The 15,795-nt window shown below is 61.1% G+C and carries 11 protein-coding genes and 1 pseudogene; 4 read left to right on the top strand and 8 right to left on the bottom strand.

The window, feature by feature from the left end:
• Positions 1-22 precede the first annotated feature (22 nt).
• Both PPGU16_RS39595 and PPGU16_RS39590 read left to right on the top strand, forming a co-directional pair.
• Complete coding sequence (locus tag PPGU16_RS39595) at positions 23-1,438, top strand: cation:dicarboxylate symporter family transporter (protein ID WP_180727557.1); 1,416 nt, start codon at positions 23-25, stop codon at positions 1,436-1,438.
• 78 nt (positions 1,439-1,516) lie between these two features.
• Positions 1,517-2,923, top strand: coding sequence for a class II fumarate hydratase (locus PPGU16_RS39590; protein ID WP_180727556.1), 1,407 nt, complete (start codon positions 1,517-1,519; stop codon positions 2,921-2,923).
• Between the two features lie 497 nt (positions 2,924-3,420).
• Here PPGU16_RS39590 and PPGU16_RS39585 read toward each other — a convergent pair whose 3' ends face one another.
• Positions 3,421-4,608: an IS91 family transposase gene (locus PPGU16_RS39585; protein ID WP_147235073.1), complete on the bottom strand. Its 1,188-nt coding sequence runs from the start codon at positions 4,606-4,608 to the stop codon at positions 3,421-3,423.
• Between the two features lie 9 nt (positions 4,609-4,617).
• Positions 4,618-5,493 (bottom strand): tyrosine-type recombinase/integrase, encoded by an 876-nt coding sequence (locus tag PPGU16_RS39580; protein WP_180727466.1) that lies wholly within the window; start codon positions 5,491-5,493, stop codon positions 4,618-4,620.
• Between the two features lie 453 nt (positions 5,494-5,946).
• On the opposite strand from PPGU16_RS39580, the gene PPGU16_RS39575 reads away from it, so the two are divergent.
• Entirely contained in the window at positions 5,947-6,960 is a 1,014-nt protein-coding gene (locus PPGU16_RS39575; RefSeq protein ID WP_180727555.1) for an IS110 family RNA-guided transposase, read from the top strand.
• Between the two features lie 306 nt (positions 6,961-7,266).
• On the top strand, positions 7,267-8,292 hold the full coding sequence (locus PPGU16_RS39570) for an IS110 family RNA-guided transposase (RefSeq protein WP_180727554.1): 1,026 nt from the start codon (positions 7,267-7,269) through the stop codon (positions 8,290-8,292).
• Between the two features lie 523 nt (positions 8,293-8,815).
• Here PPGU16_RS39570 and PPGU16_RS39565 read toward each other — a convergent pair.
• The 6 genes and pseudogenes from PPGU16_RS39565 to PPGU16_RS39540 form a co-directional block, all read right to left on the bottom strand.
• Positions 8,816-9,727 (bottom strand): annotated as a pseudogene (locus PPGU16_RS39565) (amidohydrolase family protein).
• A 2-nt stretch (positions 9,728-9,729) separates the two neighbouring features.
• Positions 9,730-11,052: an MFS transporter gene (locus tag PPGU16_RS39560; protein WP_180727553.1), complete on the bottom strand. Its 1,323-nt coding sequence runs from the start codon at positions 11,050-11,052 to the stop codon at positions 9,730-9,732.
• Between the two features lie 12 nt (positions 11,053-11,064).
• Entirely contained in the window at positions 11,065-12,300 is a 1,236-nt protein-coding gene (locus PPGU16_RS39555; RefSeq protein ID WP_180727552.1) for an MFS transporter, read from the bottom strand.
• Positions 12,297-13,577 (bottom strand): MFS transporter, encoded by a 1,281-nt coding sequence (locus tag PPGU16_RS39550; protein WP_180727551.1) that lies wholly within the window; start codon positions 13,575-13,577, stop codon positions 12,297-12,299. Before PPGU16_RS39550 ends, PPGU16_RS39555 begins: the two co-directional genes overlap by 4 nt.
• Complete coding sequence (locus PPGU16_RS39545; RefSeq protein WP_180727550.1) at positions 13,574-14,620, bottom strand: amidohydrolase family protein; 1,047 nt, start codon at positions 14,618-14,620, stop codon at positions 13,574-13,576. The genes PPGU16_RS39550 and PPGU16_RS39545 overlap by 4 nt, the downstream gene beginning before the upstream one ends.
• 12 nt (positions 14,621-14,632) lie before the next feature.
• Complete coding sequence (locus PPGU16_RS39540) at positions 14,633-15,778, bottom strand: porin (protein WP_180727549.1); 1,146 nt, start codon at positions 15,776-15,778, stop codon at positions 14,633-14,635.
• Positions 15,779-15,795 lie beyond the last annotated feature (17 nt).

Genomic DNA, 15,795 nt, shown 5'->3' with positions numbered 1-15,795 from the left:
ACAGAACATGGAGGAGCACGCGATGCAAAACGAACACGCATCACACGACGGCGCCTTAGTCGCAGCGAAGAAAAAACTGCCGTGGTATCGCAAGCTCGGCATGCAGGTGCTTCTGGCGCTCGCGATCGGCATTGTGGTCGGCTTGTTGTTCCCGAAGTTCGCCGCGCAACTCAAGGTGCTGGGCGATATCTTTCTCGCGCTAATCAAGGCAGGCGTCGCGCCGCTCGTGTTCCTGACGATCGTGCATGGCATCGCTTCGGCGGGCGACGTGAAGAGCGCGGGGCGCGTCGGCTGGCGCTCGATCGTCTATTTCGAAGTCGTCTCGACACTCGCGCTCGCCTTCGGCCTTCTTGCGGGCAACCTGCTGCAAATCGGTAAAGGCATGACCGGCGTAACGGTCGGCGCTGTACCCGCGATGGCGTCCAAGGCCACGCCACAAGGCTTCACCGAGTTCGTCATGCATATCGTGCCGGACAACTTCGTCGGCGCGTTTGCGAAGGGCGAGTTGCTGCAAGTGGTCGTGCTCGCGGTGATGGTCGGCATCGGCATTCTCGCGATTCCCGAGCGCCGCCGCGTGCGCATCAACGAAGGGTTGGATCTCGTTTCCGAAGTGCTCTTCTCGTTCATCAATCTCGTGATGAAGTTCGCGCCGCTCGGCACGCTTGGTGCGATCGCATTCTCGGTGGGAAGCAACGGCACGGCTGTGCTGATCGCGCTCGCGCAGCTCGTGCTGAGCTTCTATGCGGTGGTCGTGCTATTCATCGTCGTGGTGATGGGCATGATCGCGAAGCTCGCGGGCTTCAGCCTGTGGCGCTTTCTGCGCTATATCAAGGACGAGATCTTCATCGTGCTCGGCACGGCTTCGTCCGAGAGCGCCCTGCCGCGTCTTCTGATCAAGCTCGAACGTCTCGGTTGCGCGAAGCAGACCGTCGGTCTCGTGTTGCCGACCGGCTATGCGTTCAATCTCGACGGTACATCGATCTTCATGTCGATGGGCGTGATGTTCATCGCGCGTGCGTATGGCGTGCCTATCACGCTGGATCATCAGATCGGCATTCTGCTGCTGATGCTGTTGACGTCGAAAGGCGCGGCCACAGTGTCGGGCGGATCGTTCGTCGTATTTGCGGCTACGGTCACGTCGACGGGCATTCTTCCCATCGAAGGGCTTGCGCTGATCTTTGGCGTGTACCGCTTCATGTCGATGGCCATCGCCACCTGCAACACCATCGGCAATAGCCTCGCCACGGTCGTGATCGCCAAATGGTCGCGGACCTTCGATGCAACCATTGCGGAGCGACATCTGTATCCCGAGCGCTATCCTGAAGCCGCGCAGGCCGATGAAAGCCTCGCGGACGGCAATCTGCTTCCCGAAGACATGAGCGACACCAATCCACATCCTCACGGTATCCCGCTCAAAAGCGCCCGGAACGCGCCTTGATCCGAATGTGACATCTCCACAATGCGCAGAGATGTCGCGCCACGCTCAACCCAAATTTTCGAGAATGTGCCACTTGCTATGATCATGCCATCGCGAATCGAACATGACGCATTCGGTCCCGTCGAGATTCCGTCGGATCGATACTGGGGCGCACAGACGCAGCGTGCCCTCGGTTTATTTGAGATCGGTGAAGAACGCTTTCCGACTGTGCTGACACGCGCGTTCGGTCTGCAAAAACGCGCGGCAGCGCAGGCCAATGTTCAGTGTGGCGTGCTCGCGCAAGAGATTGCCTCGGCGATTGAGAAGGCGGCGATCGAGCTGCACGAGGGAAGATGGGACGACCATTTTCCCTTGACGATCTGGCAGACGGGGTCCGGCACGCAAACCAACATGAACGCCAACGAGGTCATCGCAAACCGGGCAAACGAGTTATTCGGCCAACCGCTCGGGACCAAGAATCCGGTGCACCCCAATGATCACGTCAACCGCTCACAGTCATCGAACGACAGCTTTCCGACGGTGATGCACGTGGCAGCCGCGATCGAGTTGAGGGGACGTTTGCGGCCCGCGCTGGAAGAACTTCGATCGGCGCTTGCTGAGCGGAGCCATGCCTTCGCGGACGTCGTAAAGGTCGCTCGCACGCATTTGATGGACGCTGTGCCGATGACCATGGGGCAAACGTTCGAAACATTCGAGCGCCAACTGTCCAATGCACTGGCTCGTATCGACGATGCCTTGCCCCGGCTCTTGATTCTGCCTCAGGGCGGCACGGCTGCCGGCACGGGGCTGAACGCGCCCGAAGGCTTCGACACATTCTTTTGTGCGGCGCTCGCAGACGTTACCGGTTTGTCGTTTGTCCCGAGTGCCCATAAGTTCGAAGGCATGGCGGCGCATGATGCTCTAGTGGAACTATCGGGCGCGTTGAACACGATCGCGACATCGCTACTGAAGATCGCAAACGACATTAGATTGCTCGCTTCCGGTCCTCGCTGTGGTCTCGGCGAATTGTTGATTCCCGATGATGGACTGACTTCTTCGATCATGCCGGGAAAGCGCAATCCGACGATCGCAGAAGTGCTTGTCCAGGCGTGTTTTCAGGTTATCGGTAACCACCAGACGGTCACCCTGGCGAACGCTTCCGGAAACTTCGAACTGAACGTCGCCAAACCGGTACTTGTCTATAACCTGCTGCAGTCGTTGCGTGTGCTCGCTGATTCAGTCAGCATTTTTGCGAGGCGCCTGGTACGTGGCATTGAAGTGAATCGAGAGCAACTCGCGAGCAACGTTGACCGATCGCTCCTCGCAGTCACTGCCCTCAATCCGATACTCGGCTACGACCGCGTTGCACAGATTACGGCAAGAGCGTTTCGCGACCGCGTCACGCCACGCGAGGCAGCGGTCGCGCTCGGATTTCTCGACGGCGATGAATACGACCGTCTTGTCGATCCCGCCGCGCTCGCCGCCGGTAGCGCTTCGAAGCGGTAGATCGATGCTCGTCCGTGCTGGCGAGCGCGGGTGAAGCAAAAAGGTGCTTGCCGCTTGATGCCAGAGACTTTGAACGTCAGATATCGAGAGTGAATCAGCCGCTCGAATGGCGGCTATGCTGTACCGACGACCGGCAAGAAATGTTTAGGGTTGTAGGACGCCTGCCCTGATCCATCGACACGTCAACTCCCCCAGACGCCAGCGGGCAGGCGTCCTACAAGCCCCAAGGGAGGAAACCGCGGAGTGCTCCGGCATGGTCTGAACGTTTCACCGCTATGGCGATTTGTTCGATCCCATTGAAGGCATGGTGGATATAAACGCGGGTAAATCTGCGGTTAGACACGCATGATCGCGGCGACGGCACAGCGGTGGGTTGTCATCGCGCCGACTCGGCCAGCGCCAGACTGCCTGTTTGGAACGATAGGCACAGGCGTCTGCTATTGGCTCTCGTTGCCGAAGAGCCGACAGTCGAATTGTGCATCCTGACACGATGGCGTTCATGCGTGGGCGCACTCGACAGGCGGTGCCCGGATAGGTCTGCTGCGTTGGAGTATGTCGATGATGATCATTGGCGAACCGCAGTGCCGGCAAACGAAGCTTGGCGGTACTTCCACGGTGGATACGACGTTGGCACTGAGGCCGACACTGTTAGGCGCGGCGCCCAGCAACTCGCGTATCGTCGCGAGATTCTCGCGCCGCGATGGGTTCGCGAGCAGACCGTAGTGGCGGATGCGGTGGAAGCCGCCAGGCAGCACGTGCAGCAGGAACCGGCGCACGAACTCATCTGCCTGGAGCGTCATGGTCTTGTTGCGTGTGCGTCCGTCTACGCGGTAGTCCTTCCAGCGGAAGGTGACGCCATGTTCGTCGAGCGCGACCAGGCGTTGGTTGGAGATCGCCACCCGGTGGGTATAGCGTGACAGATAGGCGAGCACTGCTTTGGGCCCTGCAAACGGGCGTTTGGCGTATACCACCCACTCACATGTACGCATTGGCGCAAGCCACCCGGCAAAGGCTGCCATATCGTTGAGCTCGGCGTATTCGCCGAAGAAGCGCAACTGGCCGCGGCGATAGATCGCTTCCAGCTCCTCGAGGAAGCGTCGCCGGAACAGGCGCGAGAGCACGCGCACCGGAAGGAAGAAGCCTGGCTTGCACGCTACCCACCTGCTTCGGTCCGGCGACAGCCCACCACCGGGAACGATGCCATGCACATGGGGATGATGCGTGAGCGCGGAGCCCCAGGTATGCAGCACGAGAGTGGCACCGATCTGTGCCCCGAGATGCTTCGGATCGGCGGCGATGCTGCGCAATGTTTCGGCCGCGATATCGAACAGCAGCCCATAGATGACGGCCTTGTTGTAGTACGCAATCGCGCTGATCGCAGCCGGCAGCGTAAAGACCACGTGGTAGTACTCGACGGGAAGAAGATCGGCCTCACGCGCTTGGAGCCACCGGCGCGCAGCGGTAGCCTGACACCTCGGACAATGTCTGTTGCGGCATGAGTTGTAGGCGATCTCGATCCTGGCGCATCCCTGGCAACGCAGCACGTGCCCTCCCAGCGCCGCGCTGCGGCACTGTTCGATCGCTGACATCACCTTCAGTTGCCCAAGGTTCAGGTGAGCGGATTGGCGCCACGCTGGACCAAGAGCGCGGAAGACGTCGGCTACCTCGAGCGCGCAATGCGCCACGACGGCTATCTACGCAGGATCCAGACCATCGAGAGGGCTGACCACTTCACGCAGAATATCGGTGGCGACCTGGGCATAAAGCGCTGTGGTCTCGAGCTTCTTGTGCCCAAGCATGACCTGAATCACGCGGATATCGACCTTCTGTTCCAGTAGGTGGGTGGCAAAGCTATGGCGCAAGGTGTGCATGGACACACGCTTGTCGATTCCAGCGGCCTCGGCGGCCGCATGGACCACCCGATTGAGTTGACGGGTGCTGAGCGATTCAATCGGATTGAGCCCGGGAAACAGCCAGCCGCCGTCGAGCATCTTGCCCTGGGCCCGGGCCACTCGCCACCAGACCCGCAGGCGCTCAAGCAGCACCGGGGACAGCATCGCGTAGCGGTCCTTCTGACCTTTACCCTGTTCAACGCGCAGCGTCATGCGCTGGCTGTCGATGTCTCCGACCTTCAGGGCCACCACCTCGCTGGCACGTAGTCCTGTGCCATAGGCTACTGCGAGCGCTGTCTGATGCTTGAGGTTACTGGCCGCCGCGATCAGCCGCCCCACTTCGTCGCGGCTGAGTATGACGGGCAAGGTACGCGGAAGATAAATCGGACGCATCTTCGCCATCAACTCCCCTTGACCGAGCGTGGTGGCAAAGAAGAACTTCAATCCGGTGATCGCCGCGTTGAGGGAAATCGGCGACACACCGCGGTCAACCAGATGTAGCTGATAGCGCCGCAAGTCCTCGACGGTGGCGGTGTCAGGCGAGCGACCGAGAAAGACGGTGAACTCTCGAACCACACGAAGATAGTTGGCTTGTGTGGCTGGCGCGAGGCGGCGCATGCGCATGTCGTCCATCATGCGCTGGCGTAGCGGACTGATGCCTTGGCTGGGGGTAGTCATGGCTGGGCTCCTGTTGAGCAACGAGGCGGAGTGCCTCATTGCTCAACATAGGAAACCGGGCGGGTTTCCTATGAAGAACCACCGCGTTCAAACGGAGTGCATACCGCGCGAGCGGTTTAGTCCGTTGGCCGACTCGTGCCCGACGCGATCGACAGCACCCCGGACCCGAAACGGCCGACTGAACGAGGTCAAAGCAACGGCCGCTTTCAAGTTCTAAACGGACGCTTCAATTCGAAGCGCAGTCTCGGCTCGCGGTAAAAGCACGTCACGACGGACAAGCATCCAGAATGCCACTGGACTACGTCGTCTCTCCAACTCCGCAAAAAGGTGCTAGGCGAACTGGTAAAGCTTTACCGGATTGAAAATCATCTAGCGGACCTCCTGCCGTCGCCCTGCCGGGCGACGGGGTTAAAGTGAGTTTGCCGAAACAGCTTTAACCAGAAGGAGGTCATCATGAACTATAGCGGCATTGACCTGCATTCGAACAATAGCGTGGTGAGCGTGATCGACGAAACGGACCGCGTGGTCGCCGAAAAACGCCTGCCGAACGACCTGGCGAAGATCCTGGCGTTCCTTGCTCCATGGCGAGCCGGGATGGCCGGCGTCGTGGTCGAATCCACGTTCAACTGGTACTGGCTTGTCGACGGCCTGCAGACGGCCGGCTACGTGGTTCATCTCGCCAACACCACCGCGATCAAAAAGTACGATGGGCTCAAACATAGCGGCGACGAGACCGACGCGCGCTACCTGGCCCACCTGCTACGCCTGGGGATCCTTCCGGTGGGCACCATCCTGCCGGCGAGGCTCCGTGAGGTACGAGACCTGGCGCGCAAGCGCATGCAGCTGGTACGCAGCTGCACCAGTCACATTCTCGCCGTCGAGAACATTACAGCGCGTCAGTATGGCACGCGAATCACAAGTAATCAGGTCAAGCGACTCGACGAACACGCTGTCGATCAGATGGGCCTGCCCGACAATGTGGCGCTCGCGGTCCGCGCGAACGTCGCAGTCATCACGACGCTTCGCGAACAGATTGCTATCGTTGAAAGGCGTCTCCAGAAGGAAGTCGCGCGACATCCCGACTATGTCTTGCTGACCACGGTGCCCGGCATCGGCCAGACGCTTGCCACCGTGATCATGCTCGAAACCGGAACCATCGAGCGTTTCGCCAACGCTGGCAACTTCGCTTCCTACGCGCGGTGCGTGGACAGCCAGCGCATGAGCAACGGCAAGAAAAAGGGCGAAGGCAATACCAGGAATGGAAATCCATACCTGTGCTGGGCATTCATCGAGGCGGCCAACTTCGCGATGCACTTTAGCACCGAAGCCCGGCTGTTCTACGAACGCAAGAAAGCGAGGACGAATTCAGTGCTCGCCCGCAAGGCCCTGGCTCACAAGCTGGCCCGCGCGTGTTTCCACATGCTGAAGGAGCGAAAACCATTTGATGTGACTCGCTGCTTCGCATAAGCGTTACGACGGCGACCGGCAAGCCCTCATCGTTGACTGGGCCACAAGCCACCGAGATTGAATGGGATGTCGTGCCGCCGTCCCCGAAGTGCAGCAAAGCGGATCGCCTGCAACACGAGCCAGCCCTGGATTGGTGCCGGACGTTTGGCAACCACGAGTATTGTGCGAACCCGATGGACGCGTTGCGGCACCAAAGAATGAAAGGGACTTCCCCGTCCCGTGGTTGCGGTGAAGCCGTAAATTAGCATCAACGTGCCGTGATGAAGTTTTGAACGTCCAACGAACACCAAGTTAAAGGGGAAGTCCATGCCCGTTGTCACCGTCGGAATCGATCTTGCCAAGAACGTCTTTGCCGTTCACGGAGTGGATGAAGGCGGCAAGGCAGTATTGATCAAACCGCGCGTCTCACGCGATCAACTGCTCACGCTGATCGCCCAGCTGCCGCCCTGTCTCATCGGCATGGAGGCATGCTCGGGAGCACATCACTGGGCGCGCATGTTCCAGCAGTACGGCCACACGGTGAAGCTGATGGCACCGAAACTCGTGGCGCCGTACCGGATGTCAGGCAAGCGTGGCAAGAACGACGCCGCCGATGCTGCGGCAATCTGTGAGGCAGTGACGCGCCCCAGCATGCGTTTCGTGCCGCTGAAGGACGAGCACCAACAGGCGACACTCTGCCTGCATCGAACACGTCAGGGTTTCGTCGAGGAACGGACCGCGATCTATAACCGCATACGTGGCTTGCTCTCCGAATTCGGCGTGGTGCTACCGCAGAGTCCGGAACGCCTACGAAGAGAGATACCCACCCATCTGGATGCATTGCCCGGCTGGGCCCGACGCTGCATCAGTGATCTGCTCGAACACGCCGGCAACATCGAAGCCCGGCTCGCCGAATACGATCGCGCAATTAGCGAAATCGCCCGAGACGATGAGCGAAGCCGACGGCTGATGCATCTGCGCGGCATTGGCCCGACCACTGCAAGCGCTTTGCTTGCGAGTCTCGGCGCCGGACATGACTTCAGAAACGGCCGCCAGGTGGCCGCATGGATCGGCCTCACGCCAAGCCAGTACAGCAGCGGAGGTAAGGAACGGCTCGGCGCCATCACGAAGACGGGAGATGCGTACCTCCGCAATCTGCTGATACTCGGAGCTCGCTCGGTGATGGCGAGTCTGGGCGACAAGCAGGACCGTTTCAGCCGCTGGGTGAGAAGTCTCGTCGAGCGTCGCGGCTACTGGCGCGCAGCCGTCGCCATCGCAGCGAAGAACGCGCGCATGGCGTGGGCGACTCTGAAATACGGGGACGCCTTCAAGGCCCTACCGGCGACCGCATGAACGGACACTACGTCCGATAGATAAGCATCTCGAGGCATCAGAGCAACCACGAGGGAATTGACGATCACTTTGCACTGCCAGCGGTGATGTGAAGCGGGTTGGACCCGCGCAAGGCATACCTGTCAGAAGAACGGGGATTTCTGTCCCGCCCAAAGAATGAGGTCCTTGCGCGCGTCTTTCATCAGGGTCCGGGCCAACGGCCCAATATGACCGGTTGTAGTACAGCAGTCCTTCACCTTCTCACACGCGCCGAAACGGCATTGCAGCATGTATCGACATCGAACTTCGATTGCGCTTGTGCTCAATGGGGAAGCCCTTGTAGTTCTTCTGGGGTGGCAGAGCCACCAGGGCGACAGGCAGCCGCTGCACGCCGATCGCTTGATCCTGATGGGTGTCTGGCGCGATCCGTCGCAGCCATGAAGCGAAGAAACGGGTGCGATTGGCTACTGCCTTCGATCAGTAGAATCGGCATCGGCCCCTCACCTGGTCGAGGGGATTGTTTGCTCGCTTGACACCGGGTCCGCTAATGGGTGTCGACGAATATCCTTTGCTGCCAGTCCGCACGCCCAATCCAATTTGCGATGATGTCCAACAGGTTCGCATCGTCCGGCTTTTGAGTCTTTTCCGTCGGATGAGGCCAGTCGGTTCCCCATAGGATTCGCTCCGGCGCCATGTCGATCAGCGCTTTTGCGACTGGCGCGACATCTTCATAGACAGGCGCGCCCGTCTCGCTGTCGACATACGGCCCTGACAACGTGATCCATGTATTACCTCGTTCGACGAGCCGTCGCGCGGTGCGTAACGCGTCCGAAGACAGCCCACCCGGCTGCGGAACAAGGGCGATATGGTCAATGACAAGCGGGCAAGGCAGCGCGGACAGATGACGTTCGAGTTCCGGTAGCCGCGCGCCCTGCACCACCAGTTCGATATGCCAGCCGAGATCGGCGATGCGCGCAGCAAGCGGCGCAAGCATGTCGAGCGTCGTCGCACCCGGATAACTCAGATTGAAGCGAATCGCACGGATGCCGCCCCGATGGAGCGTCTGCAATTCGGCATCATTCACTGAACTATCGATGACGGCGACGCCGCGCGCCTGATCGCCGAATTGCCTGAGGGCGTCGAGCGTGCAGCGGTTATCGGTTCAGTACGTCGACGGCGTGACGACCACGTTACGCTTCACGCCGAGCCGCGACTGCAGAAGCCGGTATTGCGCGACCGTCGCATTAGTTGGACGCAGCGTCGTGCCCGGCGCAACCGGGAAGCGGTCGTCGTAGATATGCATGTGACAGTCGATGGCGCCTTCCGGCAACCTGAACACTGGCCGCTCCGTACCGCTCGACCATGTTTCTTCCGCACCAGCCAGCCTCGGCAGCGCTGCCGACACCAGCGCCGCACCAGCAACCTGGAGAAACTCGCGCCTCGTTCTGGACTTCATGCTCAGATGGTCCCCGTCTTACCGGCAAGACGGCTTGCCGAACCGTTGCGCGTCAGGAGCAACAGCGTCGCGACGCTCACGAGTGTAAGAATGGCGAGCGGCATCAATGCCAGCGCGTAGCTACCCGTCGCGTCCTTCACCCATCCGTAGACGTTCACCATCAGACCGCCGCCAAGCAGGTTCGCGATCGCATTAACCGTCGCGAGACCTGCTGCCACGGCGCTATTCGACAACATGTCAGTGGCCAGCGCCCAGAACGGGCCTTTGAACGAATAGGCGCCGACGAGCACCGCGCACAGCATGCAGACCGTCGGCAGCAGTGAGCCGCTCAGCGACGTCGCGAACAGGCCCACGCCGATCAGCAGCATCGGCACGACGGTGTGCCAGCGGCGCTCGCCCAGCCGGTCCGAGCGGCGGCCCCAGTAGACCATCAGTACGGAAGCTACCGCGTACGGAACCGAGTTCAGCAAGCCCGTCTGCATGACGGACAGGCCGAAGGACTTGAGCAGTTGCGGCTGCCACACGGACAGCGTGCTGCCCGCCGCCGACGCACACGTATCGACGAGTGCGAGGCACAGCACATAGCGATTGCGGAACAGTTGTGCGAGCGGCAGCGACGGCACCTTTTTGGGCGCCTTGTGCCCGCTGGCAAGCGCATTGACGAGCCATGTCCGTTCGTCGTCGTCGAGCCATTTAGCGTTCTCCGGCTTGTTGGTCAGCAGGAACAGACAGGCAACGCCGAGCAGCACCGTCGGAATGCCCTCGAGAATGAACAGCCAGTGCCATCCGCGCAAACCCCAGAAGCCGTCCATCTGCAAGAGCAGCGCCGAGATCGGTGAGCCGATGAAGCTCGCGGCCGGAATCGCGACCATGAAGGTCGCAACGATGCGAGCACGATACGACGCCGGAATCCAGTACGACAGATAGAGCAGCACGCCCGGGAAGAAGCCCGCCTCGGCGGCGCCAAGCAGGAAGCGCAGGAGGTAGAACGTCGTCGCGTTATGCACGAGCGCCGTCGCCGCCGACACGATGCCCCATGTGATCATGATCCGGGCGATCCAGATCCGCGCGCCGTACTTTTGCAAAGCGAGATTGCTCGGCACTTCACAAAAGAAATAGGAAATGAAGAACAGGCTGCTGCCGAAGCCGAAGACCTTCGCCGACATGCCAAGGTCCTGATTCATCTGCAGGGACGCCATTCCCACATTGCCCCGGTCGATAAAGGCAAGCAGGTAGCACACCATCAGAAAGGGAATGAGTCGCCAGACGACCTTTCGTATGGTCCGGCGCTCGATCGCGGACTTGTCCATGAATCCAGTTTGCATTGTCGTCTCCGTTTATTGTGCGCCTGCGCGCTGATTTGTGAACCGTTGCCACGCAATGACGGCGATGACGCCGCTGGCGAGCACCACCGCCATGGCTGCGAACGTGTGCCGTACGCCTAGCGCTTCGGACGCAGTTCCGACGAGGAGATAGCCGAACGGCATCGTGCCGTTGTAAGCCATCCCGTACATGCCGACGAGCCCGCCGCGCACGTGTTCAGGACACTGTCGCTGGATGGTCGCGTTCGTCGACGTGGCCGCAAAAGTGAGGCTGAAGCCGAGCGCGTAAAAGGCCGGTATCGTGGCTGCCGCCTCCGACGTCGCGGCGAGCGACGCGAGCGCGACGACGGCCGTCCACGGCGCCCACGCGATGAATCTCCGCGAGGCCATCGGACCAATCGCCGAGGAAAGCAGAATCGCCGCGCTCAACGAACCCGCGCCAGCGCACGCGAAGAACACACCCGTAAAGCGCGCCGCGTCGTGAAACCCCTGATCCGCGAGCAGCGGCACGAGCGTCTGGTAGCTGCCGGCAAACAGGCCGATGCACGCGAGGATCGGCAGATAGCGTGCGGAGAACACATCGGACATCACGTAACCGACCGCGTCGCGCAGGCTGCTGTTCGCCCGCGCAGGCCGCGCAGCAGAGGCTCTGATCGAACGCACGCACGTAGCCATGAAGCCGAGCGCCAACGCGTAAATCACAAACGATGTTCTGGGCCCGAGCGTCGGATAGACGAACCCTGCAATCGTCGGGCCCACCATGCGACCGACGTTGTAGACCATCGTGTTCATCGCGACAGCATTCGACGTATGCGCCGGATCTTCCAGGCTCGTGAGCAGCAGGACCTGGCGCGCGGGTGTTTCGATTGCGCTCGCGACACCGATCGCAAGCGCATGCGCGAGGATCAGTTTTACACCAAGCACACCGAGCAGCGACAACGTGAAAAGACTGGCTGTAAGAACCAGCGAAGCCGTCAGCACACACAGCGTCGCGCGTTTCGCATTGACCGAGCTGATCCGCGACCCGGCGAGAGGTGCGACGATCAGCTGTGGTCCGTACAGCAGGAAATTAAGCAGCGCGAGAATCGCCGCCGACCCCGACAGGTGATACACGAGCAGGTTGAGCGTGACGTTCTGCGTCCAGCTTCCGAGCACGGACGCGACCTGTCCGCTCAGATACCGGCGCAGCGATGCTTCCGCAAGCGCCGGAAACAGCCGGCTGACGAAGCCCGTTTGTGCACTTGTCGTCACGACAGCGCCTTGCCGCGCGTCTCGGGCGCGAAAAACACCACCACAGCAGCGGCGATGAAGGCGACGATCGTCGTCGCGAGTCCCAGCACGAAACCGCCCGACGTCGACGCGAGCGCACCGATGATCAACGGCGCGATAAAGCCGCCAAGACGGCCACCGTTATACGCGAGGCCCATCAGAAATCCGCGCGATGCCGTATCGCCGATGATCTCCGCGAGGAACGGTCCGGCGCCAGCGAAAATGCCGTTCACGCTGAAGCCAGTCAGAAAAATTGCGACCATCAGCAGCAGCGCATCCGATGACAGGATGTACGCGCCGACCGCGGCCGCCCCGACGAGCAGATAGGCAAGAAACATTGGCCGACGACCGAGCCGGTCGACGAACGCCGAAAACAGCAGAAACCCACTGATCGCACCGAATTGCAACGCGAGCACAAACTTCAGGCTGTGCACGAAGTCGAGATGCTTCACCGTGACGAGGAACGTTGGCGTCCACGTAAAGACGCCCCAGTAAAGGTACTGCAGGAAAAAGATGAAGCAGAACGCCGTCAGCAGTCCGCGCACATTGAGCTTGTCATGACTTGCCGCGGCCACGCGTTGAACCGCTGACTTCGCTTGCCTGCGCTCCAGCCAGATCGGCGATTCAGGCGTTTTTCTCGCGACCCAGAACAGGATGAAGAAAGGTGAAGCACCGATCAGAAACAGCAGACGCCAGCTGTTTCCACCGAGTCCATCATTCACGCCGCTAACGATGCCCGAGATCGTGATGGCGAGAATGGCGCCGATGGGCAAACCCATCTGCATCAGTGCCCCGCCCTTGCCGCGCCGGCTTGCATGCCATGTCTCGGCAATGAGCGCGGCGCCCACCGTCCACGTGCCGCCCATGCCCAACGCGCCAAAAAAACGCAACGTAGCGAACCAGTGTTCGTTGGGCGCGAAGGCAATCAGCCCGGAGAACAGCGAATAGATGCCGACGCACAGCAACGCGGTACGCACGCGCCCCAACCGGTCCGACACGTATCCGAACAGAATGCCGCCGATGATCTGTCCTGCCGCCGTGATGCTCGTGAAAAGACCGAGCTGTGCCTTGCTCAGGCCGAACTGCAGGGCCAATGTCGGCAGAAGAAGCGAAAGCAGGAACGAATCGTAGCTCTCGAAAGTCCAGCCGAGTCCTGCAAGTGACAGCGAGCGCCACTCAGTGCGCGTGATGTTTTTCAAGCCTCTGGCTTGCGCGCCGTCCTTCAGTTCGGCCGTCGCAACCGTTGCGCTCGTCTTCATGTGTTGTCTCCTGCAATCGCGAGGCGATAGGTCGTCGCCGCAGTCCGGCTGAAGAGCGCGGTCTTTTCATCGACGGACATCGCGGACGCGAGTCGTTTGAAGGCGTTCCACAGCACGCCGTAACTGAACATCCCTTTGTCGACGGGGAAATTGCTTTCGAACATGCAGCGATTCACGCCGAACAGTTCGATGCAGGTGTCGAAATACGGGCGCCACGCGACGGCCAGTTCCTCGGACGATGGCGGCAGCGCGCGTGTGGCGAAGTCGAAGCCGAACACGTTCATGCCCGCGCCGCCTAGCTTGATACGCGTGTTGGGCAGGCTCGCAAGCCGTGCGAGTTTCTGCTTCCATTCGGCGCCCACAATCGCGCGCTGACCGGCATGCGGACCCACGCCAAGCGGCCCGCCGAAATGATCGATGACGATGGTGACTTCCTCTGCAGTCCGCGCGAGTTCGTACAGATCGTCGAGTTGCGTGTGATAGGCCCACGCATCGAGCGATAAACCGAAACGGCCGAGCATCCTGACACCCTGCCGGAACGCGGGATTCGTCATCTGGTCGCGCGGCGGCGTCACGGGGCTCGAACTCACCGCAGGACTCGCATGCCACGCGAGCGGATTGCGGATGCCCCGCAAGCGCCCGCCGGATACCTGCAGCATCGCTTCGAGCACGGCATCGAGTTCCGCGCCCAACGTCAGATCCGCGCCGCCGACAATCGCCTCGCAGCAGCGCGCCTGCCCGTACGCACCGCTCGCGAACATCGCGGCGATGCCGTTGGCGAACTCCACTTCGCCAACGGGCTTCATCGCATCCGGACCGTTCTGGCGCAACATCGAGCGGCATTGCACGTAGACCGTCGACACGACCCGATGCCCGCTGGCCACATCCCTGCCGAACTCCTCCGCGAGATACCGCCCGGTCTGGCGATCCCACAGATGATGATGCGCATCGACGATGGCAAGCGACGGTTCGAGCACCGGCTCGTCGCGAAGCGCGAGCCACTCGGGCCGGACGGGCAAATGAGGCGATTGGACGATCTGCATGACATTCGCCTCTTAAAATTTCTGCCGCATGCCGATGACAACGCCCGTCTGGTTGTATCCGGCCGCGACCGTTCCATAACCGTTCACGCCTAGCGCCGAGCCGCCCTTGTTGCGCGCAAAGCCCGCCGTCGCGTAGACATCGGTGCGCTTTGACAGCAGGTAGTCGGCGCAAAGCACGGCGAGCCACGGATCGGCGCTGGTCGAATGCACGTCCTGGTAGTAGGCCGTTGCCGTCAGCACGAATGCCGGCGTGGCAACGTACTGCGCGCCCGCCCAGTAGAGGTTCGCGGCGCTGGCTTCCGAGCCGTTTGCCACGACGATCGGGTTCGCAGGCAGGAAAGCATTCGACGCACGCAGATAGCGATAACCCGCGAAGCCCTTCACCGGTCCAATCTGATACGAAGCGGCTGCCGTCGCGCGGCGCTCCGTGTCCGTGTTGGTTGCTACCGAGTTGCTGTTGCGCTGCTCGTACGACACGCTTGCCGCGAACGGGCCTTGCGCGAAGGTCAGCGCGCCGCTGAAAAAGCGCCCCGTGATTTCCGCACCCGGCACTTCGGAGCCGTAACCCGTGTCGTAGCGCGTGCTGTACATCGCCTGTGCCGTCAGCGGGCCGAATATGCCCGTGTACTTTGCCGAGTTGTCGATCCGCGCAGCCATCGCGTAGTCGAGCGACAGCACCGAATATCGCGACGAAGCCCCCATCGGATCGAAGGCAACCGCCTGCTCGTAGAGCAGCGCGTTCTGCCGGCCGAAGGTCAACTGCTGGCCTTTATAGGCAAGCCCGACCCATGCCTGCCGGCCGAACAGCCGGGAAGTCGTGGCCGCATTCGCGCCCAGACCTTTGGTCGATTGCGCGCTCGTGCCGTCATTGATGTTGAATCCGTTTTCCAGCTGGAAAATGGCCTTCATCCCACCGCCGAGATCTTCGACGCCTTTCAGTCCCCAGCGCGAACCCGACAGGTTTCCTGATACTTCGCGCGTTTGTGCGCCGCCAGCACTCGTATTGTTGATGTGCTCGATGCCAACGTCCGCAATGCCGTACAGCGTGACGCCGCTTTGCGCGTGTGCGGTGCCGCAGGTCAGGCTCACGCCGGCGAGTGCGCCGAGCAACAGACGTGAATTCGTGTTGTGTTTCTGGCTGGCCTTCTTAAACAGCATGGAGTCTCCAAATTGTG

The sequence above is a fragment of the Paraburkholderia largidicola genome (genome assembly GCF_013426895.1).
GTDB lineage: Bacteria > Pseudomonadota > Gammaproteobacteria > Burkholderiales > Burkholderiaceae > Paraburkholderia > Paraburkholderia largidicola.
Note: the sequence above shows the minus strand (reverse complement) of the source record. Positions and strands in the feature narration are given on the sequence as shown.

What these genes read in the sequence shown, in the direction of transcription:
- PPGU16_RS39545 (WP_180727550.1), bottom strand. Translation starts at nt 14,620, where the DNA reads ATGCAGATCGTCCAATCGCCTCATTTGCCCGTCCGGCCCGAGTGGCTC.
- PPGU16_RS39580 (WP_180727466.1), bottom strand. Translation starts at nt 5,493, where the DNA reads ATGACTACCCCCAGCCAAGGCATCAGTCCGCTACGCCAGCGCATGATG.
- PPGU16_RS39570 (WP_180727554.1), top strand. Translation starts at nt 7,267, where the DNA reads ATGCCCGTTGTCACCGTCGGAATCGATCTTGCCAAGAACGTCTTTGCC.
- PPGU16_RS39595 (WP_180727557.1), top strand. Translation starts at nt 23, where the DNA reads ATGCAAAACGAACACGCATCACACGACGGCGCCTTAGTCGCAGCGAAG.
- PPGU16_RS39590 (WP_180727556.1), top strand. Translation starts at nt 1,517, where the DNA reads ATGATCATGCCATCGCGAATCGAACATGACGCATTCGGTCCCGTCGAG.
- PPGU16_RS39540 (WP_180727549.1), bottom strand. Translation starts at nt 15,778, where the DNA reads ATGCTGTTTAAGAAGGCCAGCCAGAAACACAACACGAATTCACGTCTG.
- PPGU16_RS39560 (WP_180727553.1), bottom strand. Translation starts at nt 11,052, where the DNA reads ATGCAAACTGGATTCATGGACAAGTCCGCGATCGAGCGCCGGACCATA.
- PPGU16_RS39575 (WP_180727555.1), top strand. Translation starts at nt 5,947, where the DNA reads ATGAACTATAGCGGCATTGACCTGCATTCGAACAATAGCGTGGTGAGC.
- PPGU16_RS39550 (WP_180727551.1), bottom strand. Translation starts at nt 13,577, where the DNA reads ATGAAGACGAGCGCAACGGTTGCGACGGCCGAACTGAAGGACGGCGCG.